General features: G+C 69.6%; 24 protein-coding genes and 1 tRNA gene. 4 read left to right on the plus strand and 21 right to left on the minus strand.

Translation table 11 applies throughout. The features are described from left to right. Positions 1 to 66: 66 nt before the first annotated feature. The 3 genes from WFH00_RS04725 to WFH00_RS04735 all read right to left on the minus strand — a co-directional run bounded on the left by WFH00_RS04725 (position 67) and on the right by WFH00_RS04735 (position 2,585). The gene (locus tag WFH00_RS04725) at positions 67 to 555 is read right to left on the minus strand and encodes a Dps family protein (protein WP_336659480.1); all 489 of its coding nucleotides are present in this window, start codon (positions 553 to 555) and stop codon (positions 67 to 69) included. A gap of 122 nt (positions 556 to 677) precedes the next feature. Next, a complete protein-coding gene (hemQ, locus tag WFH00_RS04730) occupies positions 678 to 1,403 on the minus strand; it encodes a hydrogen peroxide-dependent heme synthase (protein ID WP_336659481.1) in 726 nt (241 codons plus the stop codon). 84 nt (positions 1,404 to 1,487) lie between these two features. Beyond that, complete coding sequence (locus tag WFH00_RS04735; RefSeq protein ID WP_336659482.1) at positions 1,488 to 2,585, minus strand: ferrochelatase; 1,098 nt, start codon at positions 2,583 to 2,585, stop codon at positions 1,488 to 1,490. Between the two features lie 123 nt (positions 2,586 to 2,708). Between WFH00_RS04735 and WFH00_RS04740 the strand changes: the two genes are divergently transcribed. After that, complete coding sequence (locus WFH00_RS04740) at positions 2,709 to 3,503, plus strand: FadR/GntR family transcriptional regulator (RefSeq protein WP_336659483.1); 795 nt, start codon at positions 2,709 to 2,711, stop codon at positions 3,501 to 3,503. A 37-nt stretch (positions 3,504 to 3,540) separates the two neighbouring features. On the opposite strand, the gene WFH00_RS04745 is transcribed toward WFH00_RS04740, so the two are convergent. The 8 genes from WFH00_RS04745 to ku form a co-directional block, all read right to left on the minus strand. Continuing rightward, positions 3,541 to 3,614, minus strand: a tRNA-Ile gene (locus WFH00_RS04745). A gap of 62 nt (positions 3,615 to 3,676) precedes the next feature. Next, entirely contained in the window at positions 3,677 to 4,189 is a 513-nt protein-coding gene (locus WFH00_RS04750) for an ATP-binding protein (RefSeq protein WP_336659484.1), read from the minus strand. Beyond that, on the minus strand, positions 4,179 to 4,511 hold the full coding sequence (locus WFH00_RS04755; protein WP_336659485.1) for an STAS domain-containing protein: 333 nt from the start codon (positions 4,509 to 4,511) through the stop codon (positions 4,179 to 4,181). Before WFH00_RS04755 ends, WFH00_RS04750 begins: the two co-directional genes overlap by 11 nt. Then, positions 4,508 to 6,472, minus strand: coding sequence for a glycosyltransferase (locus WFH00_RS04760; RefSeq protein WP_336659486.1), 1,965 nt, complete (start codon positions 6,470 to 6,472; stop codon positions 4,508 to 4,510). Before WFH00_RS04760 ends, WFH00_RS04755 begins: the two co-directional genes overlap by 4 nt. Then, positions 6,469 to 7,623 carry a PP2C family protein-serine/threonine phosphatase gene (locus WFH00_RS04765; protein WP_336659487.1) on the minus strand — a complete coding sequence of 385 codons (1,155 nt, stop codon included), beginning with the start codon at positions 7,621 to 7,623 and terminating at the stop codon, positions 6,469 to 6,471. Before WFH00_RS04765 ends, WFH00_RS04760 begins: the two co-directional genes overlap by 4 nt. A gap of 63 nt (positions 7,624 to 7,686) precedes the next feature. Continuing rightward, positions 7,687 to 9,447, minus strand: a complete 1,761-nt coding sequence (locus tag WFH00_RS04770) for an ABC1 kinase family protein (RefSeq protein ID WP_442918782.1) — start codon at positions 9,445 to 9,447, stop codon at positions 7,687 to 7,689. A 14-nt stretch (positions 9,448 to 9,461) separates the two neighbouring features. After that, on the minus strand, positions 9,462 to 10,016 hold the full coding sequence (locus WFH00_RS04775; protein ID WP_336659488.1) for a PadR family transcriptional regulator: 555 nt from the start codon (positions 10,014 to 10,016) through the stop codon (positions 9,462 to 9,464). A gap of 98 nt (positions 10,017 to 10,114) precedes the next feature. Then, entirely contained in the window at positions 10,115 to 11,113 is a 999-nt protein-coding gene (gene ku, locus WFH00_RS04780) for a non-homologous end joining protein Ku (RefSeq protein ID WP_336659489.1), read from the minus strand. 69 nt (positions 11,114 to 11,182) lie between these two features. Between ku and ligD the strand changes: the two genes are divergently transcribed. Together ligD and WFH00_RS04790 are read left to right on the plus strand one after the other, a co-directional pair. Continuing rightward, positions 11,183 to 13,840 (plus strand): non-homologous end-joining DNA ligase, encoded by a 2,658-nt coding sequence (gene ligD, locus WFH00_RS04785; protein WP_336659490.1) that lies wholly within the window; start codon positions 11,183 to 11,185, stop codon positions 13,838 to 13,840. Positions 13,841 to 13,941: 101 nt separating this feature from the next. Beyond that, positions 13,942 to 14,499 carry a YaeQ family protein gene (locus WFH00_RS04790; protein WP_336659491.1) on the plus strand — a complete coding sequence of 186 codons (558 nt, stop codon included), beginning with the start codon at positions 13,942 to 13,944 and terminating at the stop codon, positions 14,497 to 14,499. Between the two features lie 67 nt (positions 14,500 to 14,566). On the opposite strand, the gene WFH00_RS04795 is transcribed toward WFH00_RS04790, so the two are convergent. Next, on the minus strand, positions 14,567 to 15,172 hold the full coding sequence (locus WFH00_RS04795) for an HdeD family acid-resistance protein (protein ID WP_336659493.1): 606 nt from the start codon (positions 15,170 to 15,172) through the stop codon (positions 14,567 to 14,569). A gap of 195 nt (positions 15,173 to 15,367) precedes the next feature. On the opposite strand from WFH00_RS04795, the gene WFH00_RS04800 reads away from it, so the two are divergent. Then, the gene (locus tag WFH00_RS04800; RefSeq protein ID WP_442918783.1) at positions 15,368 to 16,042 is read left to right on the plus strand and encodes a DNA-3-methyladenine glycosylase; all 675 of its coding nucleotides are present in this window, start codon (positions 15,368 to 15,370) and stop codon (positions 16,040 to 16,042) included. A 100-nt stretch (positions 16,043 to 16,142) separates the two neighbouring features. On the opposite strand, the gene WFH00_RS04805 is transcribed toward WFH00_RS04800, so the two are convergent. From WFH00_RS04805 to pyrR, 9 genes are all read right to left on the minus strand, one after another. After that, complete coding sequence (locus WFH00_RS04805) at positions 16,143 to 17,048, minus strand: DMT family transporter (protein ID WP_336659496.1); 906 nt, start codon at positions 17,046 to 17,048, stop codon at positions 16,143 to 16,145. A gap of 13 nt (positions 17,049 to 17,061) precedes the next feature. Then, positions 17,062 to 17,958: a guanylate kinase gene (gene gmk, locus WFH00_RS04810; protein WP_336659497.1), complete on the minus strand. Its 897-nt coding sequence runs from the start codon at positions 17,956 to 17,958 to the stop codon at positions 17,062 to 17,064. A gap of 82 nt (positions 17,959 to 18,040) precedes the next feature. Continuing rightward, positions 18,041 to 18,907: an orotidine-5'-phosphate decarboxylase gene (gene pyrF, locus WFH00_RS04815; RefSeq protein ID WP_336659498.1), complete on the minus strand. Its 867-nt coding sequence runs from the start codon at positions 18,905 to 18,907 to the stop codon at positions 18,041 to 18,043. Then, entirely contained in the window at positions 18,907 to 22,194 is a 3,288-nt protein-coding gene (carB, locus tag WFH00_RS04820; protein ID WP_336659499.1) for a carbamoyl-phosphate synthase large subunit, read from the minus strand. Before carB ends, pyrF begins: the two co-directional genes overlap by 1 nt. Positions 22,195 to 22,197: 3 nt before the next feature. Beyond that, positions 22,198 to 23,373: a glutamine-hydrolyzing carbamoyl-phosphate synthase small subunit gene (carA, locus tag WFH00_RS04825; RefSeq protein ID WP_336659742.1), complete on the minus strand. Its 1,176-nt coding sequence runs from the start codon at positions 23,371 to 23,373 to the stop codon at positions 22,198 to 22,200. 47 nt (positions 23,374 to 23,420) lie between these two features. Continuing rightward, positions 23,421 to 23,972, minus strand: a complete 552-nt coding sequence (locus WFH00_RS04830; RefSeq protein WP_336659500.1) for a PH-like domain-containing protein — start codon at positions 23,970 to 23,972, stop codon at positions 23,421 to 23,423. After that, the gene (locus WFH00_RS04835) at positions 23,969 to 25,360 is read right to left on the minus strand and encodes a dihydroorotase (RefSeq protein WP_336659501.1); all 1,392 of its coding nucleotides are present in this window, start codon (positions 25,358 to 25,360) and stop codon (positions 23,969 to 23,971) included. Before WFH00_RS04835 ends, WFH00_RS04830 begins: the two co-directional genes overlap by 4 nt. After that, the gene (locus WFH00_RS04840; RefSeq protein ID WP_336659502.1) at positions 25,357 to 26,313 is read right to left on the minus strand and encodes an aspartate carbamoyltransferase catalytic subunit; all 957 of its coding nucleotides are present in this window, start codon (positions 26,311 to 26,313) and stop codon (positions 25,357 to 25,359) included. Before WFH00_RS04840 ends, WFH00_RS04835 begins: the two co-directional genes overlap by 4 nt. Further along, entirely contained in the window at positions 26,310 to 26,918 is a 609-nt protein-coding gene (gene pyrR, locus WFH00_RS04845) for a bifunctional pyr operon transcriptional regulator/uracil phosphoribosyltransferase PyrR (RefSeq protein WP_336659503.1), read from the minus strand. The genes WFH00_RS04840 and pyrR overlap by 4 nt, the downstream gene beginning before the upstream one ends. Positions 26,919 to 26,978: the final 60 nt, after the last annotated feature.

Raw genomic sequence — 26,978 nt, forward strand, 5'->3', positions numbered from 1 at the left:
GAGGATCGCACCCGCCTTTCTCAGTGCGCGTACCGGGCCCGTGAGTCTCGGAGCCTGACTCCGCTGCTACTCCGCGAAGTGCGACGACAGGAACCAGCGGTCCTTGTCGAGCTGCTGCGCGATAGCGATGACCACGTCCTGGCTGACGAGGTCGACATCGTCGAGGCCCTTCACCGCGGCGTAGATCGTCTCGAGCGTGGCGTCGAGCTGCGCCACCATCTCGCGGACCGTCACGTTCGACTGCTGGAACCCATCGCTGAGCTCCGGCGTCGAGGTACGAGCTGCAACCGTGCCCACGCGGGCATCGATCGGCAGCCCCAGGGCGACGATACGCTCGGCGACCGAGTCCGCCGCGTCCTGAGCGTGCGCGACGACCTCATCGAGGAACTCGTGCACGCCGATGAAGTTCTCACCACGGACGTGCCAGTGCGCTTGCTTGCCATTGACCGCGAGGGCGACGAGATCGTGCACCACGGGCGAAAGGTACTGCGCAACTCCGCTGGGGCGGTGCAGGTCGCCCTGAGCTGCGGGAACGGTGATCTGCTTCGTAGACATCGAATGAATCCCTTTCGTCGGTGTACCTGGTTCGTGCTTTACACTACGCCGATTTCAGGCCCGCGCAAGGAAGGCGAGGCTACGCTTCATTCGAGCGAACACCCCGATCCGGGGCCGAAAACTTATCGAAGCGCCCGGCCGAGGAGCTCCGCCGCATCGCGCCGGGGGCCCGTGAAGAACGGTGTTTCCTCGATGACGTGACGGCGGGCCTCGACGGCGCGCAGCTCGCGCATGAGGTCCACGATGCGCACGAGATCATCGGCCTCGAACGCGAGCAGCCACTCGTAATCGCCGAGGGCGAACGACGCGATCGTGTTGGCGAGCACGTCGCCGTAGTCGCGCGCCGCGGCGCCATGCTCGCGCAGCATCTTGCCGCGTTCGGCGTCGGGCAGCAGGTACCAGTCGCGGCCCCGCACGAAGGGGTACACGCAGACGTACTCCTTCGGGGTCTCGCCCGCGAGGAACGCCGGGACGTGCCCGCGGTTGAACTCCGCGGTGCGATGCACGCCCATGTTCGACCAGACCGGCGCCAGCCGACCTTCGCTGCGCTCCCAGACCGTGCGGTAGGCGCGCTGCAGCGCCTCCGACGTCGGCGCGTGCCACCAGATCAGCACATCGGCGTCGGCCCGGAAGCCCGAGACGTCGTACCAGCCGCGCGTCGTCAGCCCCTCGATCTCATCGAGCTCGGCGAGAATGCTGCGCACCTGCTCGGACGAAACAGGCGTCGACGCGTCCGAGCCGGATACGCGGGTCTCCTTGAACACCGCGTACAGCGCGAAGTTCGTTGCGGCGTTGATCTCTTCGGCCACGTGGCTGTGGTCGATGTACGGGCGTTCGGCGGTGGTCATGCGCTTCCCCTCGGAGGTGGTGTGTGCTCGCCTCGGTTGCAAGCACGTCGGTGGTGGATTCTCAGGTGACTGAGGCCGTCGGTATCAGTCAAGCACGCCCGCGAGCACCGGGAGACCGGTGACCTCGCCGTGCCGCATCCGGCAGCTCCCCGCCGGCGCTTCGTCCGGCAACGCCGGGAGCTCGCCCGCGACCCTGGCCTCGGTGGCCTCGCCGCGCTCGCGAGCGGCGCGCTCCAGGATCAGGTCGACGAGCCCGCCAACGAAGGTCGGGCGCACGCCGACCGTGCCCGCCCGCACGGCCTCGATGCCATGCTCCGCGGCGGTCTCGAGCGCCTCGACGTCGAGGTCGAACGCGACCTCCATGTGGTCCGAGATGAAGCCGATCGGCGCGATGATGATCCGCCGCACTCCCTGCTCGACCAGCGCCTCGATGTGATCGTTGATATCCGGCTCAAGCCATGGCGTGCGCGGGTTGCCCGAACGCGAGCAATACGAGAGCGAGGAGCTGAAGTTCGCGCCGTGGCGCTCGCGCAGCTCTCGGTCGATCGTCGCCCGCACGTCCTCGTGCTGCTCGCGGTAGCTCGGGCCGGTCACCGCGGAGGCTTCCTCCATGGTGTCCGGGATCGAGTGCGTGACGTAGATGATGTGCGCGCCCTCGAGGCCACCGCTCAGCTGCGCCGCGGCCTCCTCGATCGCCTCGCGGTTCGCGTGCACGAAGCCCGGATCGTTGAAGAACGGGCGCAGCATGTCGATCTCGAGCGCATCGCCGCCGAGCAGCGCGGTCGCATCGGCGAGGTGCTCGCGATATTGACGGCTTCCGGAGTACGAGGCGTAGGCACTTGTCACGAGAGTGAGGATCCGCTGGGCCCCGAACGCCCGCGCGTCACGCAGCGTATCGACCGTGTAAGGGTGCCAGTTGCGGTTGCCCCAAATCACGGGGAGGCGTACGCCGCGGCGATCGAGTTCACTCTGCAGCGCCTCGAGCAGCGCCAGATTCTGGTCATTGATGGGGCTGCGCCCGTCGAAGCGGTGGTAGTGCTCCCCCACTTCGGCGAGCCGTTCTTCAGGGATGCCCTTGCCGCGGGTCACATTCTTCAAGAACGGAATGATGTCGTCCGTGGCGTTCGGGCCCCCGAAGGAGCAGAGGAGCAGTGCGTCGTACGGGAGGGCAGAACCGGTCATATCTTGCACGCTACCACCGCCCTACCTGTAGATCTGATGTATTAGAGCAGATGTGACCGCGGGGGCCGTTCGAGCGTCCGTTACGATAAGAGCACCATCTCCCAGCGCAACAAGAGGTTCGCCATGTCCAGTGCCATCCGAGGCTCGCAGAAGGCTCGAGACACCCTCGACTACCTCCGCGACAAGATCTCCACGAGCGCCTGGTCAGTCGGCGATCTCATTCCGAAAGAGCAGGAGCTCATGGAGCTCATCGGCGTGGGCAAGTCCACCGTGCGCGAGGCGGTGCGCTCGCTCGCGGCATTCGGCATGCTCGAAACGGTGCCGGGCGTCGGCACCTTCGTGCGCTCGCGCACACCCGTCAGCACGCTCCTGACCGAGTTTCTCGGCGACCACGACCTCGAAGAGGTGCTCGTGTACCGTCGCTCGCTCGAGATCGAGGCGGCGCAGCACGCCGCCGTGCACCGCACCGAGGCGCACCTCGCGGCGCTCCGGGAGGCCGCGCAGCGCGACGAGCACGCCGAGCACGACAGCGTGACCTCGTGCGAGCAGAGCACGAACCCGGGCGCGTTCCACCTGCTCGTCGTCGAGGCGAGCGGAAGCAAACTGCTGCTCGACCTCTACCTCGGCGTCATGTCGGTGCTACAGCGCGCGAGTACGGAGGGCCGGGTGATTCTCGGCACCACGTTCGCGACAATGCACCTCGATCACGGCGCCGTGCTGCAGGCGATCGAGGAGCGGGACGTGCGGAGCGCCGCGCACTCGATGGCGCTGCACGTCGATCGCGACCTCGGCCTCCGCACCGACATGCTCGAGTTCGGGCAGCAGACCGAGCGTGCGGCCTCGCTCATCGACGCGGGCTACGACCCCGGTGCAGAGTCGGGCGCGGCATCCGGTGATGCGAGCGCGGCGCGCGTATAAGGCGGGCGCAGCTCCTGCGGGTCTGCGCAGGATGCAGTAGGGCGTGCGGGGCTTGAACCCGCGACCGACGGATTATGAGTCCGCTGCTCTGACCGACTGAGCTAACGCCCCTGGCACAACTCCCCCATCATATCGGTGACGCAGGGGGCAGCCGACGCGCGGAACGGGGGCTGTCAGCCCTCTGGGGCGATGCTTCGGCGGAGGCGCCAGGTGTTGCCCTGCGAGGTCGCGGTGTGCTCGACCTCGTCGAGCGCGGCGCGCACGAGCGCGAGTCCGCGGCCCGACTCGGCCTCGGTGCTCGCCATCTCCACCTCACCCCAGACGATCGACGCGGGCGCCGCCGTGTCGCGTATGGTCGCGGTGAGCGCGCGCTGATCCGCCTCGATGCGCAGCTCGATCTCGACGTCGCGAGGCTCCGGCGAGGCGCCGGCGGCGGCACCATCCGCGGCACTGTCGGCGCGACTCTCGGCGCTGTCAGCAGGACTGCCTGCCTCGCCCGTTCCGTGCGTCGCGATGTTCGTCAGGATCTCGCTGAGCGCGAGCGCGAACATCGTCTGGTCGATCGGCGAGACGTGCTCCGCGTCGAGCCACAGCGCCTCGAGAGCGTCGAGCGCGCGGTCGACGAACGCGAGATCCGCCGGGCCGCGGAGCTCGAGCGTGTTGCCGAGCGGCGGCTCAGCGCCCATCGAACGCCGATTCCGGCGTTGGGTGCAGACTGAGGACCCGGTCGAGATTCGTGAGGCGCAGCACCGCGAGCACCTGATCCGGCACCGCTGCGATCCGCAGATCGCCGCCGCTGACCCGAGCGCGCTTCAAGCCGCAGATGAGGGCTCCGAGGCCCGACGAGTCGATGAATTCGGTGCCGGAGAGGTCGACGACGATCCTCGGCTTACCGCTCTCCACGAGGTCGCCGACCGCGTTGCGCAGCAGCGGAGCTCCCGAGGCCGTGAGGCGCCCGGTGATCGCGATCACCGAGAAGTCGTCGTGGTCGCTGGTCGCGAGATTCATGCCGCTCCTTCTGCTGCTGCTACGTTGGCGCTGTCGCGCTGGGGTCCCCGATACCTGGCCGCCTGGATGATGACGCTGAAGACGACGAGGTCGTAGATCACCCACACGGTGTTCACGAGCGTACCGGTGCCATCGGCCGTGCCCACAGCGAGCCGCACGAGCCCGATGCAGAGCGCGACCGCGAGCACGATCATCGCGGTCAGCTGCGGCCAGATTTCGCGCCACGGCACGCCCCGGGTGTCGCGCCCGTCCTTCTTCGTCACCGCGAAGCTCAGCGAACGTCCGAACCACACATTGCCGGCCGCGGTCACGCACGCGCGGATCCAGACGGGGAGGAGCGCGAGCGAGTACTGCTGCCCGCGCCACGTGCGCATGCCCCGCGCGATCACGAGGAAGAGCAGCTGGTTCACGATGAAGTAGGGCAGGAACCGCGCGAAGAAGTCGACGCTCCAGGCCGTCACGGGCAGCACCCCGAACACCAGGTAGCAGACGGGAGCCGCGAGGTAGATCACGGCGGTGAAGCCGGAGAGGTAGCTCCACATCGTCGCGAAGTACATGAGCCGTTGCCCCGCTGACAGGCCGCGCTTCACGAGCGGGTTGTCGCGGAGCATCACCTGCAGCGTGCCCTGCGCCCAGCGGAGGCGCTGGGTGAGCATCGTGCGCAGATCCTCCGGGGCGAGGCCGCGCGCAAGGATCTCGTGATGGTAGGCGCTGCGCCACCCGAGTGCGTGCAGGTGCATCGCCGTCGCCATGTCCTCGGTCACCGAGATCGTCGCGAGCGGCTGCACCGGCTGCGCCTCGTGACCGCGATCGATGCGGAGCGCGTCGAGCAGCCCGGTCACGGCCTCAACGGCTCCGAGCGGCGAGAGCTCGGCCGTCGCGAGTCGATCGAGTTTGACCTCGTCGATGACGACCGCGTCGATTTCGGCGTCGCGCTCGATCGGCATCTGCGCAATGACCTCCAGGTCGGCGCGGATCGCACTGAAATCGCGTGCCACGAGCGCCTCCGACGCCCGCTCGACCGCCGTGCGCACCGCGAAGGTCGCGTCGGCGATGGGCGCACCGCGGGCGATGTCAGTGCGGGCGGTCGAGATCGTCTCGCGCAATCGTACGAGCTCGCTCGCGAGCTGGGGATCCTGCGCGCTCTTCACCTCGCGTGCGATGAGCGACTCGGCGACCTTGAGCGCCCGCTTCGTCGACGTGGTGACGTCGCGCACGTACCCGACGATGCCGAGCTGCATCAGCGCCTCGCGCCGCAGCACGGCGTTCGAACCGCAGAAGAAGGCTGCGTTCCAGCCGTCCTTGCCCTGCTGGATCGGGCCGTAGAAGAGGGGGGCCTGGCTGCCCAGGGGGTCGGCTTCGTCGACGTTCGAGAACCACTGCGGGGTCTGCACGAGGGCGAGTGCGGGGTCGTCGGCGAAGTACCCGAGGGTGCGGTGCAGAATGAGCGGATCGGGGATCTGATCGGCGTCGAGCACGAGGAGGAACTCGCCGTCGGTCTCGAACAGCGCGTTGTTCAGGTTTCCCGCCTTCGCGTGGCGCGGTTTGTTGTCCCAGTCCTCCGAGCGCGTCAGGTACCCAACGCCCGCCTCTCGTGCAGCGCGCTCGAGTTCGGGTCGCGCACCATCGTCGAGGATCCAGGTTTCGTGCGGGTAGGCGATCCGCTTCGCTGCCACCGCGGTCGTCATCACCATGTCGATGGGCTCGTTGTACGTCGCGATGAGCACGTCGACGGTGCCCTCCGGCGGAGACACGGGGGCCGGGCGCTCCCGTGCGCGCCACATCGTCAGGCTGAAGAAGAACGTGTCGATGAGGCTGTAGGTCTCGGCGAGCACGAGCGGCACGGCGATCCACCACGCGTCCCAGTGCACCGAGTCGAGCCAGCGCCACACTACGTAATTCGCGCCGAAGAGCACCGACAGCAGGGCCAGCACCCGGATGAGCACGAAGCGCGCGGTCATGCGTTTCGCCTCACGACCACGACGGTGACGTCATCGATCGCGGTCGCACCTCGGGCTCTATCCGCCGCCGCGCGAACGACCCCCTCGGGCCCGAGCTCCCGGATGAGCCGTGCGCACTCGACGAGCGGCTGCTCGGGGTCGAGCACGTCGAGGAGGCCGTCGCTCGCGCAGGCGAACGTGTCACCGGGGCCGAGGGCGGTGCGGATGGATTGACGCTCCGCCAGATCCGCCGACCCCATCCCGAGCGGCAGACCCGCGGAGCGCAGGTGCTCCCACGAGCCGTCCGCGCGCACGATGATGGACAGCCCGTGGCCGGCGTCGACGAGCTCGATCTCGCCGGTGCCAGTGTCGATGTCGGCGTGGACGGCGGTGACGAACATGCCGGTATCGCCGAGATCCTCCTCGAGCACGCGATCGGCCTCGGTCATCGCCTCGGCCAGGCCGCGTCCGGGAAGCGTGCGCAGCGATGCGCGCACGCCCGCCGCCAAGATCGCGGGGCCGGCACCCTTCCCCATGGCGTCAGCGACGGTGATCCGCAGCGAGTCCTCGAGCACGAGGAGGTCGTAGAAATCGCCGGAGAGCTGGCCTCGCGCCACCGCGGATGCGGCGATCTCGAAGCCGGGAATCTCGGGCACGCGGCTCGGCTGAAGCGCGCGCTGGATGATCGCCGCGTGGTCGAGCTCTTCATCCCGAGTGAGCTCGGCCTGCACCCACCCCGCGAGATCGCGGAGCAGCTCACCCTGGCCCTCCGTGAACTCGTGCGGCACCGTGTCGATCACGCAGAGTGTGCCCACGGGCTCGCCGCCCGGCGCGTAGAGCGGGTGTCCGGCGTAGAAGCGGAGGTGCGGATCGCCGACGACGAACGGGTTGTCGGCGAACATGGCTTCGTTGCTCGCGTCCTTCACGACGACCATGCGACTCTCGCGCACGGTGTAGTCGCAGAACGAATCCTCGCGGGGCGCCTCGTTGCCACCGAGGCCGATCTGGGTCTTGCGCCACTGCCGGTCGCGATCGAGCAGGGAGACGCTCACCATCGGTACGCCGAACATTTCTTTCGCGAGTCGCGCGACGCGATCGACGCGTTCGTCGGGCGGTGTGTCGAGCACGCCCATCTCCTGCAGTGCCGCGAGCCGTCGCTCCTCGTCGAACATGCGTCCTCCCCCGATTGCGCAGTTCTCTTCATCCTAGAGGCGGCGCGGGCCGCGGCGCACCCGCTACCCGCCGCGGCGCAAGAGAGCTGCGGCGCCGATGGCGAGCGGCACGACCGAGGCGACGAGCAGAGTGGTGCCGAGGCCGGGAAGCTCCGGTCGCAGCACGACGCCGACCACCGCGAGCGCCGCGAACAGCACGGCCGCGATGATCCCGCGCTGCGCCCGCTCGATGCGGCGCACCCGGCGCTCGAGCTTCGGAAGTCTGAGCTCGAATTCGTCGCGCTCGACACGGTCGAGGATCGCGTCGACCCGACCGGGTGCGCGCAGCAGGGCCTGCCCGAGTGCAAGCGCGCGGCCCGCCGCCTCGCGCACGATTCCTCCGCGCTCCTCACGAATGAGCTGCTGGGCGTAGGGTTCGACGGCGTCCCACAGGTTGAAGCGCGGGTCGAGCGCGCTGCACACGCCGGAAGTGAGCGAGATCGCGCGGACGATGAGCAAGAAGTTCTCGGGGAGCTGGAACGGCAGGGTGCGGATCACGTCGCTGAACTGGTGGCCGAAGTCTCGGAACTCGCGCGGATCGACCTCGCGCAACTCGGCGAAGCCCATGCCGCCGAACCGCGCGAAGAGCTGGGTCATCGCGCGTTCGAGTTCCGCGGTGTCCGCGCTCGGCAGGAGCACCCCGACCTCGCCCATCGCGTCGACGAGGCCGCGACCGTAGCGGGAGGCGGCGGCGACGAGGAGCGAGCGGAGGGCGCCCCGAGTGCCGGGCGGGACCTCGCCCATCATGCCGAAGTCGATGAAGGTGAGGCGCCAGTCGGGCGCTGTGCTCGGGCTCGGGTCGCTCGGAGCCGGATCGCTGTCGACGCTCACGAACACGTTTCCCGGGTGCGGGTCGGCGTGGAAGAAGCCGTGGCTGAACAACTGCTCGAACATCACCGCGGCGAAGCGGAGCGCCACCTCGTGCGGATCGATGCCCGCGGCGCGCAGCGCGTCGACGTCGGTGATCTTGATCGCGGTGACATCCTGCAGCGTGAGCACGCGGCGGCTCGTGCGCTCCCAGATGACGTCCGGCACCGCGACCCCGGTATTGTCCGCGAACTGCTCGCGGAAGCGCTCGGCGTTCGCGGCCTCGTGCAGGTAGTCGATCTCCTCGAGGCTCGTCGTCGCGAACTCCTCGACGAGCGCCGGCATGTCGACCCGCCGCGACACGAGGCGCACGTGACTGAGCCAGCGACCGACGCGACGTAGCGCCGCGAGATCCACCGCGACCACGCCGTCGATCCCCGGCCGCTGCACCTTCACGACCGCGCGCTCGAACCCGGCGTCTGACGCGAGCGGCGCGACCAGGCGGGCGCGATGCGCCTGCCCGAGCGACGCCGCGGCCAGCGGCGTCGGATCCACGTCCGCGAACACGGTGGCAAGCGGCACCCGCAGCTCCGACTCCGCGAGCCGCGCAATATCGCTGAAGGGCTCGGGCGGTACCTCGTCCTGCAGCCCCTCGAGCTCCGCGGTCACCTCGGGCGGCAGCACATCGAGCCGGGATGACATGAACTGGCCGACCTTGATCATGAGGCCGCCCAGATCGATGGCAAAGCCGTGGAAGGCGCGCGCGAACGTCTGCATGCGCCTGGCTCGCGTGCGCTCAGCGACGCGGGCGAGGCCGAGCCGCGGCAGCGCCAGCTCGTACCACCAGTTGATCGCGAGGTAGTGGGCGGCGAAGCGCAGGATGCGGCGGTACCGCACGCGATCGATGTCGGCGCTGGCGAGCTCGTCCGCGCGCACGGTCGCAGCGCCGCCGGAAGATCCGACGCCTGGCTCAGCCACTCCGGCAACCACCGTCACGCCTGCGCGAGGATGCGGTACAGCTCCCGGCGGGCCTCGTCGAGGGTGTCGACTGCGGCTTGCACCTGCTCCTGGGACCCGGATCGCCCGACCTGCGCGGCGGCCTGCGCGAGCTCGAATCCAGCCTGCGCCAGCGCGCCGCGTCGCGAGTGCGATTCGGACCCGGAGCCGCCACCCGCCGCCCAGGGCGCCTTTCCCTCGCCCTCCGCGATCGCGTCGCGCCCGGCCTCCGTCAGCGAGTACGTCTTGCGTCCCTGCGACTCCTCCGCCCGAATCAGACCCTCATCCGCGAGCAGCTGCAGCGTGGGGTACACCGACCCGGCGCTCGGCTTCCACGAGCCGCCGCTGCGCTGCTCAATCTCCCGGATGATCTGATACCCATGCATCGGCTCTTCGGCGAGCAGCGCGAGAACGGCGGCGCGCACGTCGCCGCGCGCCATGCGGGAACCCGCGCGCTTCTCAAAGCCGCTGCGGAGCTGATCCATCGCCTCCCAGAGCGACTCCCCCGCAGAGCCCGAGCCGAACCCGAATGAATTGAATGACTGGTGCATGAGCGCCTCCATGATCGGCGTGAACGATAGTCAACAATATAAAACGATAGGGTGAGCGATAGTCGAGAGGTCGCTGCGTGTTCGCTGGGCGGGCTCGCTCAGCTGGCCTTCTTCTCTGCCGCCGCTGACGCGGTTTTCTTCGTCGATGATTTCTTCACAGCGGGCTTCTTGGCGGCTGACTTCTTCGCAGCTGGCTTCTTCGCGGCCGACTTCGCGCCCGTCGACTTCTCCGACCCACTCTTCTTCGCGGCCGGCTTCGACGCCGACTTCTTCGACGATGCGGCTTTCTTCGCGCCCCCACCGCCCTTCCGCGCGTCGCGCGAGCGCTGGACGCTCTGCTTCAGTGCCTCCATGAGGTCGATCACCTCGGCCCCGCCCGACTCCTCCGCCTCGCCGAAGGTCGCGTCGGTGTCGAGCGCGTCCCCCTGCTCGAGCTTCGCCTGCACGAGCTTCCGCAGCTCCTCCTGGTACTCGTCGTGGAATTCGCTCGCGTCGAAGTCCGCCGAGAAGCTCTCGACGAGCGCCGACGACAGCTCCAGCTCCTTCGCCGAGATCCGCACGTTCTCCTCAAGCTCCGGAAACTCCGCTTCGCGCACCTCGTCGGGCCATAAAAGGTTCTGCACGACGAGCACGTCGTCTCGCACGCGGAGCGCCGCGATCCGCGTCTTCTGCCGCAGCGCGAACTGCACGATCGCCGTGCGGTCCGTCTGTTGGAGCGTGCGCCGCAGCAGCACGTACGCTTTCGACGATTTGCCGGAGGGGCGCAAGAAGTAACTCTTCTCGAACATGATCGGGTCGAGCTGCTCGGTCGGCACGAACTCCACGACCGAGATCTCCCGGTTGCGCTCCTGCGGGATCGCCCCGATCTCGTCCTTCGTCAGCACAACGGTCTCATCGTCCTCGACATACGCGCGATCGATGTCCGCGTACTCGACCGCTTCTCCGCACACCTCGCAGCGCCGCTGGTAGCGGATCCTGCCCCCGTCGCGAGCATGCACCTGGTGCAGCTCGACATCGTGATCTTCGGTCGCGCTGAACAGTTTCACCGGCACATTGACGAGCCCGAAGGTGATCGCCCCGGTCCAGATGGCTCTCATGAGTACAGTAGACCCAATCCTGGCGTCAACCGGCTACGCCTTGCGCACGCTCGGGGGCATGCTGTAGCCATGGCGGGAGCGCAGCAGACGGTTCGGGTTGACGGGCACTCGATCCGCCTGTCGAACCTCGACAAAGTGCTCTACCCGGCGACCGGCACCACCAAGGGCGAGGTCATCGGCTACGTCAGCTCGATCGCCGAGACGATGCTCACCCACTGCCGCGACCGGGCTGCGACCCGCAAACGCTGGCCCGACGGAGTGGGCGAGGAGGGCGACGCGCAGAGCTTCTTCCAGAAGGACATCGGCGGGGACGCTCCCGACTGGATCGAGACGGGCAGGATCGCCCACCGCGATCACACCAACGCGTATCCGTTGGTGAACAGCGAGGCGACCCTCGTGTGGCTCGCGCAGCTCGCGGCGCTCGAGATTCACGTGCCGCAGTGGCGCTTTGACCGGAGCGGCAAGGGGTCCGGCGGCGACGGTGAGGCCGATCCGCGTCTGGGCCCCGACCGGATGGTGCTCGACCTCGACCCCGGCCCGGGCGTCGATCTGCGTCAGTGCGCGCGCGTGGCGGGGCGCGTGCGCGACATCCTCGAGGGGATGGGGCTCGAGTCCGTGCCGGTGACGAGCGGCAGCAAGGGCATCCACCTGTACGCGGCGCTCGACGGGCGGCAGACCTCCGAGCAGGTGTCGCAGGTCGCCAAGGAGCTCGCGCGCTCGCTCGAGGCGGATCACCCCGACGAGATCATCAGCGCGATGAAGCGGGAACTCCGCGCGGGCAAGGTCTTCATCGATTGGAGCCAGAACAACGGTAACAAGACGACGATCGCGCCGTACTCCCTGCGCGGGCGGGCGCGCCCGACCGTCGCCGCGCCTCGCACCTGGCGCGAGCTCGCATCACCCCACCTGAAACAGTTGCTCTTCACGGAGGCGCTCGACCGCGTCGAGTCGCGGGGCGATCCGCTCGCCGAGCTGGGGCGGGCGGCCGACGCCTACCGCACCTCCGAGCGTCTCGAGCTGTACCGCGAGAAGCGCGACGCCTCGCGGACGCCCGAGCCGGTGCCGGGGCCGGGCGGCGGTGCCGCGTCCGCGAGCGGGACCGCGGCCGAACCGGGAGCCTCCCACGTGTTCGTGATCCAGCGGCACCAGGCCCGTCGACTCCACTACGACTTCCGCCTCGAACACGACGGGGTGCTCGTGAGCTGGGCGCTGCCGAAGGGGGTGCCGACCGACCCGAAGCGCAATCACCTCGCGGTCCCGACCGAGGATCACCCGATGGAGTACGGGCACTTCGAGGGCACGATCCCGAAGGGCGAGTACGGAGCGGGCGAGGTCGAGATCTGGGACTCGGGCACGTATGAGCTCGAGAAGTGGCGGGGGGACGAGATCATCGTGACGCTGACGGGCGAGCGCGAGGGTGGTCTCGGTGAACCGCGGCGTCTGGTGCTCTTTCGCACGCAGGCAGATCCCCCGCAGTGGATGATCCACCTCATGGATCGGGAACCCCGCGCCGCTCGCGAGAAGCGCGCCTCGACCCGCTCCGCGCGAGGCGCCGGGAGCGCGCGCCGCGGCCCCGTTCCGAAGGCGACGCCCGGGGACGACGCGTCGGGCTCGGGGGTATCGCTGAAGCCTATGCTCGCGACCCGAGCACCCGCGGCCGAGATCGACCGGCTCGACGCCGGCGAGTGGGCGTTCGAGATGAAATGGGACGGCATGCGGCTGCTCATGAGCATCGCGGCGGGCACCGGGGGCGATACGGGCGATGCGGGCGGTGCGGCGAACGAGGATCCGCTGACGCGCCTCACGAGCCGGTCGCTCCGCGACGTGACCTCCACCTTCCCCGAGCTCCTGGACATCGGGCCTGCGCTGGGTGTTGAGAGCGCCGTGCTCGACGGGGAGGTGGTGGCGCTCGGGGCGAATGACGCACCGAGCTTCGAGCGCCTCCAGCAGCGCATGGGCCTCTCGGACCCGCGCGAGGTGCGCCGAGCACAGCAGAGCGTGGGCGTGCAGTATCTCGCCTTCGACCTGCTCGAGCTGAACGGAAACGACTGCCGCGCGCTCCCCTATGCCCAGCGCCGAGAGCTTCTGCTCGCGCTCGCCGCCGATGCTGAGCTCGAGCGCGTGTTCGCCGTGCCCGCGGCATTCGAGGGTGGGGCCTCCGATGGGGAGTCGGACGCGGACTCCGGGAACGCCGCGTCCGACGCGGTGGCCGCCGCTCGTCAGCTGCACTTGGAGGGCATCGTGGCGAAGCGCGTTTCGAGCCCGTACCGCTCGGGGCGCCGCTCGGCCGACTGGCTGAAACTGCCACTGTTCGAGACCGCGGAGGTCGTGGTCATCGGGTGGCGCGACAGCGACGCGGATCCGGGAGGCTTCGCCTCGTTGCTCCTCGCGGCGCCCGCAGCCACGGGATCCGCTGCCGCCGCACCCGCTGCCGCGAAATCCTCTGCTTCGAAACCTGCAGCCAGGGCCGGCCTCGTCTACAGCGGACGAGTGGCGAGCGGGTTCCGCAGCGTGGAGCGGGCTCGGATCCGCGCGGAGCTCGCCCGCTCGGAGCGGAAGACCCCGCCGGTCGAGGTGCCGAGCGACGCGCTCCGGGAAGCGCACTGGGTGACGCCGCGGCGCGTCGGCGAGGTCACGTTCCGCGAGCGCACCTCCGAGGGGCGGCTGCGACATGCGGTGTGGCGCGGCTGGCGACCCGACCGCGACGTTTCGGAGTTCCTCGCCTGAGGAGCAGCCACGGCGATCGACTCGCGGACTTCAGGTTCGCGTCAGGCGGTCGCCTTACCGGCGTCCGTCCCACGCTCCGGCAGCCCGTAGACTCGGCTGTTATGGCTATCGGATCTACGATGCACACCTTCGACGTCGATCTCGCCGATGTCGACCGCGGCGTGTACGAGCAGTTCGCGCTGCGCGTGGCGCGTCATCCGTCTGAGACGGCGGAGTTCATGGTGACGCGGATCCTGGCGTACTGCCTCGAGTACCGCGAGGGCATCGTGTTCGGCGGCGGCGTTTCGACGAGCGAGGAGCCCGCGGTGCTCGTGCGCGACCTCACTGGCGCGGTGACCGCCTGGATCGAGGTCGGCGCTCCGGACGCGGCTCGGGTGCATTCCGGGAGCAAGCTGGCGGATCGCGCGGTGGTGTACACGCATCGCGATCCCGCGCACGTACTTCGCTCATGGGGTGGCAAGCGCATCCATCGTGCCGAAGAGGTCGTGCTGTACGCGGTCGAGCCGGCGCTCGTCGCGCAGACGGTCGCCGCGCTCGAGCGGCGGAACACGCTCGCGGTCTCCCGAACGGAAGGCCAGGTGTACGTCGAGCTCAACGGGAGCACCGCGAGCGGCACGGTGACCGCGTTCGGCGTCGACGGCGAGGAGCGCTCGGCGTAGCTCGCGCTCTGCGCTTCTCGAGAAGCCCCGTCCTCCCGGGGAGCCACCCGAGCGTCCGCGCCCGGCTCTAGATGATGATCGTCGTCTGCCCCGGCTCCTCCGGCCGCACGCGGGCACGCGTCGCGCCCACGATGATCGCGACGCCGATGGCGAGCAGCACGGCGCCCGCGACGATCGCGGCGAGCACGAGGGCGATGCCCGGCCAGACGATCGCGAGAATTCCGCCGAGAACGAGCACCACGCCGGGGGCGATCGCGATCCCGGGCCGCAGCCGCGCCCATCTCGCGCCGATGGCGATCCAGAGGGCGCCGATCCCGATCAGTCCGAAGCCCGCGAAGCTCACGAGCACGCGCGCGGTTGCGCCGGTGAACGCGAAGGAGATGAGCCCGGCCACGATCAGCAGCACCCCGCCGAACACCGCGAGGGCCGAGCTGCGGCCGCCGACCAGGAGGGCGATTCCGTTCGCGATCAGCGCGGTGCCGAAGAGGAGCACCAGGATCCAGCTCGCGGCGAAGAACGGCCAGACGACGAGCCCGAGGCCGAGCAGTGCGACGATCACGCCGATGGTGATCGCCGTCGTCTTCAGCGAGGCGGTTCTCGCGGCGCCGGGGACGGGCCCGGGGCCGCTGGCGCGCGGGTCGTTCGGGCCGAATGGGATGGGCTGCTGGGACACGGCGTTCCTCCAAGGTTCCCGGAGCGGCGAGTGACGCGGCGCGAGCGGAGCGTCAGCGAGATACCTCCATCGTAGGGCGAACGTCTCGTCTGCGCCCCGATGGCGCTTGCACCGGCACCCGCACTCTCCCCATGATCGCCAGAGGCGTATTCCGGGCCACCCCGTTCCGCGACGCGACTTGCGAGAATGGAGGGGATGCTTCCTGCCGACTTCTCACGCCCCGCCCTCGAGGTCGCTCCGCAGCTGCTCGGTGCGCGCTTCACGACCGAGTCGCCCGCGGGCGCCGTCACGATCCGCATCACCGAGGTCGAGGCGTATCACGGCGTCGGCACGGAGGGCGTGGCCGACGCCGGGTCGCACGCGCGCAATGGCCGCACGGACCGCAACGCCTCGATGTTCGGTCAGCCGGGCCGGGCCTACGTCTACTTCAGCTACGGCATGCATTTCGCGATCAACTTCGTCTGCTCGCCGGAGGGGGCCGCATCGGGAGTGCTGATTCGGGCCGGCGAGGTGGTGCAGGGCGCGGAACTCGCGGAGCGGCGGCGCACGGAACGGCGCCCGGGCGCGATCCTGCCCCATCACCAGCTTGCTCGCGGACCCGGGAACGTCGCGCAGGCGCTCGGGATCAGGCGGGAGACGCACGACGGCCTTAGCCTCTTCAGCGCCCCGTTCGCCCTGGAGCTTCCGGCCGAGATCGCGCCGGACGTACTGCACGGCCCCCGCGTCGGTGTCGCCGGCGTGCCCGGCGGCGAGGACTTTCCGTGGCGCTTCTGGCTCCCGGAGGAGCGATCGGTGTCGGCGTTCCGCCCGGGCCGCGGCGCCCTACGGCCCGCCTCCATCGGCCGCCCGTACCCTCTGGGATCGAGGTAACTTTCGGCGCGTGTCGCCTCGCTGGGCGCTGCGACACGCGCCGCAACTTACCCCGATCGCAGGTGTTGGGGGTGGTGCGGCGGGGCGGTGCGGCGCGCGGCTAGCGGGGGTCGAGGGCGGAGGCGCCCGTTTGGGGGTGAAACTTCGCGAGGCCCAGCACGCCGACGACCGCGACCGCGCCCGAGAGCACGAACGCGACGATCGCCCAGAGCGGCGCAGCGGCCGCCTCGTCGAGCACCACGATGCCGATGAGCACCGCGACGATCGGGTCGATCACCGTGAGCCCCGCGACGACCAAATCGGGCGGACCCGAGGAGTAGGCGTTCTGCACGAACACCATTCCAACGACCGCGCCCGCGATGAGCGCGAGCACGCACGCCCAGGTGAGCCACTCGAACTCCCCCTGCTGCAGGCGCCCGATCACCGCCTTCGCGAAGGTCGCGACGAAACCGTAGAGCACCCCCGCCCCGACGATGTAGACGAGGGCGACGCTCCGGTGCCGGAACGCGATGAAGAGGACGAGCGTGACCGTGAACACCACCGCGAAGGTGATGAGGATCTCGATGAGCTTGGTGTCGGTGACGATCTGGTTCGAGGCGGTGAACGCCGCGACGGTCACGAACGTCACAATGCCGAGCACGGCAAGCCCGATCGAGGACTGCACGCGCTTTCCGAGCCGCACCCCGCTGACGCGCGCGTTCAGGATCGACGTGATGACCAGCCCGACCACGCCGATGGGCTGCACGATGATGAGGGGCGAGAGCGACAGCGATCCGATCTGAAACACCACCGCGAGCCCGAGAAACAGGGTGCCGACGACCCAGGAGGGCCGACGGACGAGCCGCGAAATGTGACGCCATGACAGCCCCGAGCCGGCGCTCACGCCGGTGAGGCGCTCCACCTTATTCAGCCCGCGGGACTGGTACTGCGCCCCGAAGGCGAGCAGCGCCGCGCCGATGAGCGCGAGCGGGATTCCGAGGTACTGCTGCGGTTCGAGTGTCGACATCTCCGCCGGCGCCCTAGCGCTCGCCGCGCATCAACGCCACGAGCCTGGCCGCCGCGCGCGGTACCTCGTCATTGACGATCACCTCGTCGAACTCGTCGGCGGCGGCGAGCTCGACCTGCGCGGTCTCGAGGCGCCGAGCGCGCTCCTCCGCGTCCTCGGTGCCTCGGCCGACCAGGCGATCGACGAGCTCTTCCCAGCTCGGCGGCGCGAGGAAGACGAGCTGCGCCTCGGGCATGCTCGCGCGCACCTGGCGCGCGCCCTGCAGATCGATCTCAAGCAGCATGAGCGCACCGCGGGCGGCCGCGTCGAGCACGGGCTGCCGCGGCGTGCCGTAGCGGTACTTGTTGTGCACGGTCGCCCACTCGAGCAGCTCGTCGGAGGCGAGCATGCGGTCGAAGCCCTCGTCGTCGACGAAGAAGTAGTGGTGCCCGTGCTCCTCGCCCGGGCGCGGCGCGCGGGTCGTCGCCGAGACGGAGAGCTGCACCTCCGGATAGTGCTCGCGGATGTAGCTCGCGACGGTGCCCTTGCCGACGGCGGTCGGCCCCGCGAGAACGGTGAGGGGCGGCCGGGGGCCGCGCTGCACGGCGCCCGTGCGATCCCGCACGAACTCCTCGAGCCGGTCGCGCTGCAGCTTCCCGAGACCGCCGAGGCGCTTACGCTCCGAGATGCCGAGCTCGTCGCGCACCCGCTCGGCCTTCACCGCGCCGATCGCCGGAAACGAGAGCAGGAAATCGGTGATGCGCAGCGAGGCCGCGGGCGTGCCGGGTACACGTGACTGCTCGAGCACGCGGAACGGCGACACCTCCCCCGAACGCAGACGACGCTTCAACTCCGCGCGAGCCTGGCGCGCCGCGATGGCAGCACGGTTCGCAGCGACCCGATCCACTTCCGGCATCGTCCGTTCGCTCATCGTCACTCGTCCTACTTCCCTGTGCCTGATTTCGCGGTGCACTCCGGCCTCGCGCGGCGCCTCACTCAGATCGAAGTACAGCCTAGGCCGCTTCGGAGCCCAGCGCGACGCGGACGGCGTCGGCTCGCTCGCGAATGCGGTCGGCAAGGCCAGCGGATCCGCCAGCCAGAATGCTCCGCGACTCATTGGCGAGCAGCGCGCGGCCGATCCCCCCGAAGATGCGTCGCGCGTCCTCGATGCGGGCGCCCTGGTGGCCGAAGCCCGGGGCGAGCACCGGCAGCGCGGAGCCGGCGGGCTGCTCGGCGACGTCGATCTCGAACGCCGCGAGGTCGAGGGTCGCGCCGAGCACGACGCCGACCGAGCCGACGCTCGCGGTGCCGTGCGCCCGGTTCCACTCCGCCGCGTCGTCGACCATCGCAGCCGCGACCGTGCGCCCGTCTGCGCGGCGCGCGCGCTGCACGTCGGCCGCCTCGGGGTTCGAGGTCGCAGCGAGCACGAAGAGCCCCTTGCCGTCGCCGGCCGCATAGTCGAGCGCGCCCGCGAGCGTGCCGAAGCCCTGGTAGGCGACGACCGTCATCGCGTCGGCCTCGAGCGGCGAGCCGGGCGCGAGCCAGGTGTCGGCGTACGCGCCGAAGCTCGAGCCGATGTCCCCGCGCTTCACGTCGGCGATCACCATGAGACCCGCGGCGCGTGCGTCCGCGAGCACGCGCTCGAGCGCCGCGAAGCCCGCAGACCCGAAGCGCTCGAAGAACGCGATCTGCGGCTTGACGCACGCAGCGACCCCTGCGGCCGCCGCCACGACCTCGCGCCCCATGCGCTCCGCCCCGGCAACGTCATCGCCCGCACCCCAGGCGTCGAGCAGACCGGCGTGCGGGTCGATCCCCGCGCACAGGTGGCGGCCCGCGGCGAACTCCGCCGCGAGCCGATCACCGAAACTCGCTGCCATCATCAGCCCGCGAGCGCCGCAGCGCGGTCGGCCTGGTACTCCTGCAGCGACTTGACGTCGAAGCCGTCGCGCTGCGCGGAGATCGCCCCGACCGCCGCCGACAGTTCCGAGACCGTCGTGAAGATCGGCTTGTCGGCCGCGACGGCCGCCGCGCGGATCTCGTAGCCGTCAGCGCGCGCGGCACTGCCCGAGGGGGTGTTCACGATCATGTCGACGTCACCGCGATTGATGAGGTCGACGATCGTGTCGCCATCCGCGTGGGCGCTGTGCTTGCGCACGACCTCGGAGGCGATACCGTTGCGGCCGAGCACCACCTGCGTCCCCTGCGTGGCGAGGATGCGGTAGCCGAGCTCCTGGAGGCGGAGAGCCGGCAGCACGAGCGAGCGCTTGTCCCGATCCGCTACCGAGAGGAACACGGTGCCCGACTTCGGCAGCTCGCTTCCCGCCGCCGATTGGCTCTTCGCGAACGCAGTCGGGAAGTCGCGGTCCATGCCCATGACCTCACCCGTCGAGCGCATCTCGGGCCCGAGCAGCGAGTCGACGACGAGCCCGTCGTTCGTGCGGAAGCGCTTGAACGGGAGCACGGCCTCCTTCACCGCGATCGGCGCGTCGATCGGCGCGCGCGAGCCATCCCGCTCCGGCAGCAAACCGGCCGCGATGAGCTCGGCAATGGTCTCGCCCGCCATGATGCGCGAGGCCGCCTTCGCGAGCGGGATCCCGAGCGCCTTCGAAACGAACGGCACCGTACGCGACGCGCGCGGGTTCGCCTCGAGCACGTAGAGCACGCCCTGGCCGATCGCGAACTGCACATTGAGCAGGCCCCGCACGCCGATGCCCTCGGCGATGCCGAGCGTCGCCTCGCGCACCTGGGCGATCTGGTCGTGACCGAGGGTCACGGGCGGCAGGGTGCAGCTCGAGTCGCCCGAGTGCACGCCGGCCTCCTCGATGTGCTCCATGACGCCACCGACGTAGAGCTGCTCACCATCGTAGAGCGCGTCGACATCGATCTCGATCGCGTCGTCGAGGAAGCGATCGACGAGCAGCGGGTGGCCGGGGCCCACGAGCGCGTGGCCCTCGATGCGGCCGAAGTAGCCGTGCAACGACTCGGTGTCGTACACGATCTCCATGCCGCGGCCGCCGAGCACGAACGACGGGCGCACGAGCACCGGGTAGCCGATCTCCTCGGCGATGCGAACAGCGCCCTCCTCGTCGATCGCCGTGCCGTTGCGGGGAGCCGTGAGGCCCGCGCGCTCGAGAATCCGCGAGAACGCACCGCGCTCCTCCGCGAGGTCGATCGCCTCGGGGGTGGTGCCGAGAATCGGGATCCCCGCGTCCTTCAGCGGCTGCGCCAGGCCGAGGGCCGTCTGGCCGCCGAGCTGCACGACCACGCCGAGCAGCTCGCCCGACGCCTGCTCCGCGTGGATGACCTCGAGTACGTCCTCGAGCGTCAGCGGCTCGAAGTACAGGCGGTCGGAGGTGTCGTAGTCCGTGGAGACCGTCTCGGGGTTGCAGTTGATCATGATCGTCTCGTAGCCGGCCTCGGAGAGGGCGAACGAGGCGTGCACGCAGGAGTAGTCGAATTCGACGCCCTGCCCGATGCGGTTGGGGCCGGAGCCCAGGATGACGACCTTCTTGCGATCGCTCGCCTGCACCTCGGTCTCGAAGTCGTAGGACGAGTAGTGGTACGGCGTGAGCGCCGGGAACTCGCCCGCGCAGGTGTCGACCGTCTTGAACACGGGGCGGAGGCCCAGGCCGTGGCGGAGGCCGCGGATCTCGGACTCGGAGACGCCGCGGATGGTGGCGATCTGCACGTCGGAGAAGCCGTGATCCTTCGCCTCGCGCAGCACCTCGAGCGTGAGCTGCGGCGCCTGGCGCACGGCCTCGGCGACCTCGTTGATGAGCTGGATCTGGTCGAGGAACCACGGATCGATCGCGGTCGCGTCGAACACCTGCTCGATCGTCGCGCCGAGTCGCAGCGCCTGCTGCACGTCGACGATGCGGCCGTCGGTCGGGCGCTGGATGGTCTCGAGGATCTCCGAGACGGGCCGCGTCTCCTCGCTCCAGTGGAACGAGGTACCGCGCTTCTCGAGCGAGCGCAGCGACTTCTGCAGCGCCGTCGTGAAGTTGCGGCCGATGGCCATCGCCTCGCCCACCGACTTCATGGTGGTGGTGAGCGTGTCGTCGGCGGCCGGGAACTTCTCGAACGCGAAGCGCGGCGTCTTCACGACCACGTAGTCGATGGACGGCTCGAAGCTCGCCGGCGTCTTCTGCGTGATGTCGTTCGGGATCTCGTCGAGGCGGTAGCCGAGCGCCAGCTTCGCCGCGATCTTCGCGATCGGGAAGCCGGTCGCCTTCGATGCGAGCGCGGAAGAGCGCGAGACACGGGGGTTCATCTCGATGACGATGATCCGCCCCGTCACCGGGTCGACCGCGTACTGGATGTTGCAGCCGCCGGTATCGACGCCCACGCGACGAATGATGTCGATGCCGATGTCGCGGAGCTTCTGGTACTCGCGGTCGGTCAGGGTGAGCGCGGGCGCCACCGTGATCGAGTCGCCCGTGTGCACGCCGACCGCGTCGACGTTCTCGATGGAGCAGACGACCACCGTGTTGTCGGCGGTGTCGCGCATGAGCTCGAGCTCGTACTCCTTCCAGCCGAGGATCGACTCTTCGAGGAGGACCTCGGTGGTCGGGCTGTAGTGCAGACCGTCACCAGCGATCCGCACGAGGTCTTCCTCGGTGTAGGCGAAGCCCGAGCCGAGGCCGCCCATCGTGAAGGAGGGGCGTACCACGAGCGGGTAGCCGAGGTCCTTCGCGAACTCCTTCGCCTCCTCGAGAGTGCGGGCGATGTGCGAGCGCGCGACGTCCGCGCCCGACTCGATCACGAGGTCCTTGAAGATCTGGCGATCCTCACCGCGCTGAATCGCCTCTACCTTCGCGCCGATGAGCTCGACGCCGTGCTTCTCGAGAATGCCCTGGTCGTGCAGCGCGATCGCCGCGTTGAGCGCCGTCTGGCCACCGAGCGTCGGCAGGATCGCGTCGGGGCGCTCCTTGATGATGATCGACTCGATGACCTCGGGCGTGATCGGCTCGACATAGGTCGCGTCGGCGAAGTCGGGGTCGGTCATGATCGTGGCGGGGTTCGAGTTGACGAGGATGACGCGCACGCCCTCTTCACGGAGCACGCGGCAGGCCTGGGTGCCCGAGTAATCGAACTCGCAGGCCTGGCCGATGACGATCGGGCCCGAGCCGATGACGAGAACGGAGTTGATGTCTGAACGCTTGGGCATGGCTTAGGCCTCCGTGGCGGTGGTCTTGCGCTCGGTGACCAAAGCGCGGAATCGATCGAAGAGGTAGAAGGCGTCGTGCGGGCCGGCGGCCGCCTCGGGGTGGTACTGCACCGAGAACGCGGGGATGTCGAGGCACTCGAGGCCCTCGACGACCTGGTCGTTCAGGCTGAAGTGGCTCACCTGCACGCGGCCGAGGCCGGCGGGAGCGTCGAGCTCGCCGTCGATGGGCGCGTCGACCGCGAAGCCGTGGTTCTGCGCCGTGATCTCGACGCGACCGGTGCGCTTGTCGAGCACCGGCTGGTTGATGCCGCGGTGCCCGAACGGCAGCTTGTAAGTGCCGAAGCCGAGCGCGCGGCCGAGCAGCTGATTGCCGAAGCAGATGCCGAAGTAGGGCAGGCCGTCGCGCAGCAGCTCGCGCAGCACGTCGACCTGCGCGTCACTCGCGGCCGGGTCTCCCGGGCCGTTCGAGTAGAAGAGCGAGTCGGGTGCGATCTCGCGGATCTCCTCGAGCGAGGTCGAGGCGGGCAGCACGATCACGTCGAAGCCGTGGTCGGAGAGGTACTGCACGGTCGCGCGCTTGATCCCGAGATCGAGCACCGCGATCGAACCGACGCGCTCCACGCCCTCGGCGGCCGGCACGTCGTAGCGCTCCGGCGTGGTGACGAGCTCCGACAGGTTCTTGCCCGACATGGGCTCCTGCTCGCGCACGAGAGCGAGCTGCTCGTCGTCCGAGAGCTCGAAGTCCGTGCCCGAGAAGATGCCGGCGCGCATCGCGCCCGCCGAGCGGATGTGGCGGGTGATGGCGCGGGTGTCGACGCCGGAGATCCCCACGACGCCGTCGTTCACGAGATCCTCATCGAGGGATCGCTCGGCGCGGAAGTTCGAGACGCGGCGAGCGGGATCGCGCACGACGAACCCGGCGACCCAGATCTTCCGCGACTCCATGTCGACGTCGTTCGCGCCGGTGTTACCGATGTGCGGGGCCGTCATGAGCACGATCTGCCCCGCGTAGGAGGGATCCGTGAGCGTCTCCTGGTACCCCGTCATGCCGGTCGAGAAAACGACCTCACCCAGGGTGCGGCCGGTCGCCCCATAGGCGCGGCCCGCGTATCGTCGTCCGTCTTCCAGCACCAGTACTGCGCCGCCCTGCGGCACTGCGCTGCTCGGGGGTGCCGTCACGCCGGTCGACGCCGCTGCGTCCACCGTCTGCTCGGTCGTGTTCGTGGTCACGCATCCTCCTGGGTGGTGTGGGAAGTGATATGGGTCTGGGTCGCCTCGGCTGACGCATCAGCGGGCGAGGAAATCTGGTCGAGCGCGCGCTCGAGCGCGATCTGCTCGGAAGGATCGGTGAGCCGGAAGCTCGACTCCACCTCGCTGCCGTCGGCCGCGCGCCACCGCAGCAGCGACAGGCCGTCGCGCTCCACGGCTTTGCCGACGCGGCGGCTCGCGATGCCGCTCCCGAGTACGCGGTCGGCTGGCAAGTGCACGGGATCCTCACCCGTCACCGCGATCGTCACACCGTCGGTGCGGACCGTGAGCTCGGCGAAGCCCTTGTACCGCAGGCTCGGGATCGACAGACGCTCGAGCGGCTGCCCCTCCGGGGTGGTGGAGACGTAGCTCGCCCGCGGGAAGTGCACGAGCACCCCGCCGCTCAGTGCCGGCCCCGACTCGGTGATGCCGGCGTGGCGTCGGGCGCGAGCCCGCCATCCGAGCCACATCCCGAGCAGGATGACGACGACGATGGCGATCATGATGATCGCGAAGACGCTCCGGCTCACGCGTGCACCCCCGCGCCGGCAGCCCGCGCGACCGTCTCGGCATCGACGACCTGCCCGTCGTCGACCGTGAGATATCCGTGACGCATCGTGTAGGCCACGCGCCCGGGCAACTCCATGCCGAGGAAGGGCGAGTTCACGCTCTGCCCGCGCAGGTGATCGGTCGAGAACGTGCTGACGCCGCTCGGGTCGACGAGCACGAGGTCGGCCGGCTGGCCCGCGTCGAGGTCGTTGGGATGACCCACGAGCCGCCCGATCTCCGCGGGCCGCTGCGAGAGCAGCGTCTCGAGCTCGGCCCAGCTCGCATGACCCTCCTGCACGAGCGTCAGCAGCGCGATGGGCAGCGCCGACTCGAGGCCGACCATGCCGAACGCCGCGACGTCCCACTCGCAGTCCTTCGCCTCGACCGGGTGCGGCGCGTGGTCGGTCGCCACGATGTCGATGACGCCGTCGGCCACCGCCTGGCGCAGTGCTCGCACGTCCTCCTCGCGGCGGAGCGGCGGGTTGACCTTGTAGCGAGCGTCGTAGCTGCGCGCGAGCTCCTCCGTGAGGATCAGGTGGTGCGGCGTCACCTCCGCGGTGACCTCGACGCCGCGGGCCTTCGCCCAGCGCACGACCTCGACCGAGCCGGCGGTCGACAGGTGGCAGATGTGGAGCCGCGCGCCGATGTGCTCCGCGAGCAGCACGTCGCGGGCGATGATCGATTCCTCGGCGACCGCGGGCCAGCCCTTCAGTCCCAGCTCGCTCGAGAGCGCGCCCTCGTTCATCTGCGAGCCCTCGGTGAGGCGCGGATCCTGCGCGTGCTGCGCGATGACGCCGTCGAAGGTCTTCACGTATTCGAGCGCGCGGCGCATCAGCAGCGCGTCGTGCACGCACTTGCCGTCGTCGGAGAAGACGCGCACGGCCGCGCGCGATCCCGCCATCGCCCCGATCTCGCTGAGTCGCTCACCCGCGAGATCCTCGGTCACCGCACCGATCGGGCGCACCGTGGCGTAGCCCGCCGCATCCCCGAGCGCCTGCACCTGCTCGACCACGCCCGCCGTGTCTTGCACCGGCAGCGTGTTCGCCATCGCGAAGACGCTCGTGAACCCGCCGGCTGCCGCAGCGCGCGTGCCGCTGAGCACGGTTTCCGACTGCTCGAAGCCGGGCTCGCGCAGGTGCGTGTGCAGGTCGACGAGACCGGTCATCGCGACCAGCCCCTCCGCCTCGATCACGCGCTCCCCCGCGCGCGGCTCGAGGCCGCCCGCAGCCTGGGTCGCGCGCTCCACGATGCGTCCGCCATCGATCCGCAGATCCACCGCGGGCGCGTCAGCGAACGCCTGTCCGCGCTCGGTGAGGGCCGCAGCGAGTCGCGCGCCGCGGATCAGGAACTGAGTGGTGGGCTGCGTCATGACTGCTCCGTTCGATCGCCGGAAAGAAGAAGATAGAGGGCCGCCATGCGCACGGAGACGCCGTTAGCGACCTGCTCGAGCACGGTCGAGCGCGGGGAATCCGCGGCGGCCGAGGAGATCTCGAGCCCGCGGTTCATGGGGCCGGGATGCATCACGATGGCGCGATCCGTCAGCGCGGCGAGCCGGGCGTCGTCGAGACCCCACACGCGCGCATACTCGCGCTCGTTCGGGAAGAACGCAGCGTGCATCCGCTCGCTCTGGATTCGGAGCATCATCACCACGTCGGGTCGCTCCTCGCGCAGCGCGTCGTCGAGCGAGTGGTGCACCGTCACGGGCCAGGCGCGGGAACCGTAGGGCAGCAGTGTCTCCGGTGCCACGAAGCTCACCTTCGCTCCGAGCGCGGTGAGCAGCCACAGGTTCGACCGAGCGACGCGCGAGTGCGCGATGTCGCCGACGATGACCACGGAGACGCCGTCGAGGTCGCGGCCCCGGCTCGCGTCGCCGAACAGCCGCCGGCGCATGGTGAACGCGTCGAGCAGCGCCTGCGTCGGGTGCTCGTGGGTGCCGTCGCCCGCGTTGAGCACGCCGGCATCGATCCAGTTGCTTCCGGCGAGCTTCGCGGGGGCGCCCGAGGCGGGGTGGCGGATCACCACACCGTCAGCACCGATCGCCTGCAGGGTCTGCGCCGTGTCCTTCAGCGACTCGCCCTTCGAGACCGAGGAGCCCTTGGCGCTGAAGTTGATGACGTCGGCGCTCAGGCGCTTCGCGGCAGCCTCGAACGAGATACGCGTGCGCGTCGAGTCCTCGAAGAAGAGGTTGACGACGGTCTTGCCGCGGAGCGTCGGCAGCTTCTTGATCTCGCGCTGCTGCGTCGCCGCCATTTCTTCCGCGGTGTCGAGGATGAGGATCACCTCGTCGCGCGACAGCGTGCGCGTGTCGAGCAGGTGCCTCATGCGACGGGCTCCGTGCTCGCGCCGGGTTCGGTGCTCGCGCGGCCGTCTGCGGCCGCCGCGGCAGTGCCGTCGCGGTCGGACGTGATTGTGACCGAGTCCTCCCCGTCGTGCTCCGCGAGGCGCACGGCGATCCGCTCGTGCTTCGCGCTCGGGAGGTTCTTTCCGATGTAATCGGCGCGGATCGGCAGCTCGCGATGCCCCCGATCGATCAGGGCCGCGAGGCGCACGACCTGGGGGCGCCCGTGGTCGTTCAACGCGTCGAGGGCGGCGCGAACCGTGCGACCGGAGTAGAGCACGTCGTCGACGAGCACCACGGTCGCGCCGTCGATCCCAATCACCGGCATGTCGGTGGGAAGCGGGGTCCGCGTCGGGTGATGCGCGAGATCGTCGCGGTACATGGTGACATCGAGGCTGCCGACCGGCACCTCGACCCCCTCGATGCGGGAGATGATGTCTGCGATGCGGCGTGCGAGATGGCTGCCGCGGGTCGGAATGCCCACGAGAACGAGCCCATCGACGCCCTTGTTCGCTTCAATGATTTCGTGCGAGATTCGGGTCAGAGCCCGCGAAATCTCAGCGCTCTCCAGCACTGTTCGCGTTTCCAAAGCCGAGCCCCCCTTCCCCGCCTCACTGGACGGAATTAAAAGAAAAGCTTGCAACCCCGC

This window comes from Leucobacter sp. USHLN153 (genome assembly GCF_037145615.1).
GTDB lineage: Bacteria > Actinomycetota > Actinomycetes > Actinomycetales > Microbacteriaceae > Leucobacter.

Coding starts and splice junctions, on each gene's coding strand:
- WFH00_RS04835 (WP_336659501.1), bottom strand. CDS start 25,360: ATGACGCAGCCCACCACTCAGTTCCTGATCCGCGGCGCGCGACTCGCT.
- WFH00_RS04740 (WP_336659483.1), top strand. CDS start 2,709: ATGTCCAGTGCCATCCGAGGCTCGCAGAAGGCTCGAGACACCCTCGAC.
- ligD (WP_336659490.1), top strand. CDS start 11,183: ATGGCGGGAGCGCAGCAGACGGTTCGGGTTGACGGGCACTCGATCCGC.
- ku (WP_336659489.1), bottom strand. CDS start 11,113: ATGAGAGCCATCTGGACCGGGGCGATCACCTTCGGGCTCGTCAATGTG.
- WFH00_RS04765 (WP_336659487.1), bottom strand. CDS start 7,623: ATGTTCGACGAGGAGCGACGGCTCGCGGCACTGCAGGAGATGGGCGTG.
- WFH00_RS04750 (WP_336659484.1), bottom strand. CDS start 4,189: ATGGGCGCTGAGCCGCCGCTCGGCAACACGCTCGAGCTCCGCGGCCCG.
- WFH00_RS04755 (WP_336659485.1), bottom strand. CDS start 4,511: ATGAATCTCGCGACCAGCGACCACGACGACTTCTCGGTGATCGCGATC.
- WFH00_RS04775 (WP_336659488.1), bottom strand. CDS start 10,016: ATGCACCAGTCATTCAATTCATTCGGGTTCGGCTCGGGCTCTGCGGGG.
- pyrF (WP_336659498.1), bottom strand. CDS start 18,907: ATGATGGCAGCGAGTTTCGGTGATCGGCTCGCGGCGGAGTTCGCCGCG.
- gmk (WP_336659497.1), bottom strand. CDS start 17,958: ATGAGCGAACGGACGATGCCGGAAGTGGATCGGGTCGCTGCGAACCGT.
- WFH00_RS04760 (WP_336659486.1), bottom strand. CDS start 6,472: ATGACCGCGCGCTTCGTGCTCATCCGGGTGCTGGCCCTGCTGTCGGTG.
- WFH00_RS04735 (WP_336659482.1), bottom strand. CDS start 2,585: ATGACCGGTTCTGCCCTCCCGTACGACGCACTGCTCCTCTGCTCCTTC.
- WFH00_RS04840 (WP_336659502.1), bottom strand. CDS start 26,313: ATGAGGCACCTGCTCGACACGCGCACGCTGTCGCGCGACGAGGTGATC.
- hemQ (WP_336659481.1), bottom strand. CDS start 1,403: ATGACCACCGCCGAACGCCCGTACATCGACCACAGCCACGTGGCCGAA.
- WFH00_RS04725 (WP_336659480.1), bottom strand. CDS start 555: ATGTCTACGAAGCAGATCACCGTTCCCGCAGCTCAGGGCGACCTGCAC.
- WFH00_RS04805 (WP_336659496.1), bottom strand. CDS start 17,048: ATGTCGACACTCGAACCGCAGCAGTACCTCGGAATCCCGCTCGCGCTC.
- WFH00_RS04800 (WP_442918783.1), top strand. CDS start 15,368: ATGCTTCCTGCCGACTTCTCACGCCCCGCCCTCGAGGTCGCTCCGCAG.
- WFH00_RS04790 (WP_336659491.1), top strand. CDS start 13,942: ATGGCTATCGGATCTACGATGCACACCTTCGACGTCGATCTCGCCGAT.
- carB (WP_336659499.1), bottom strand. CDS start 22,194: ATGCCCAAGCGTTCAGACATCAACTCCGTTCTCGTCATCGGCTCGGGC.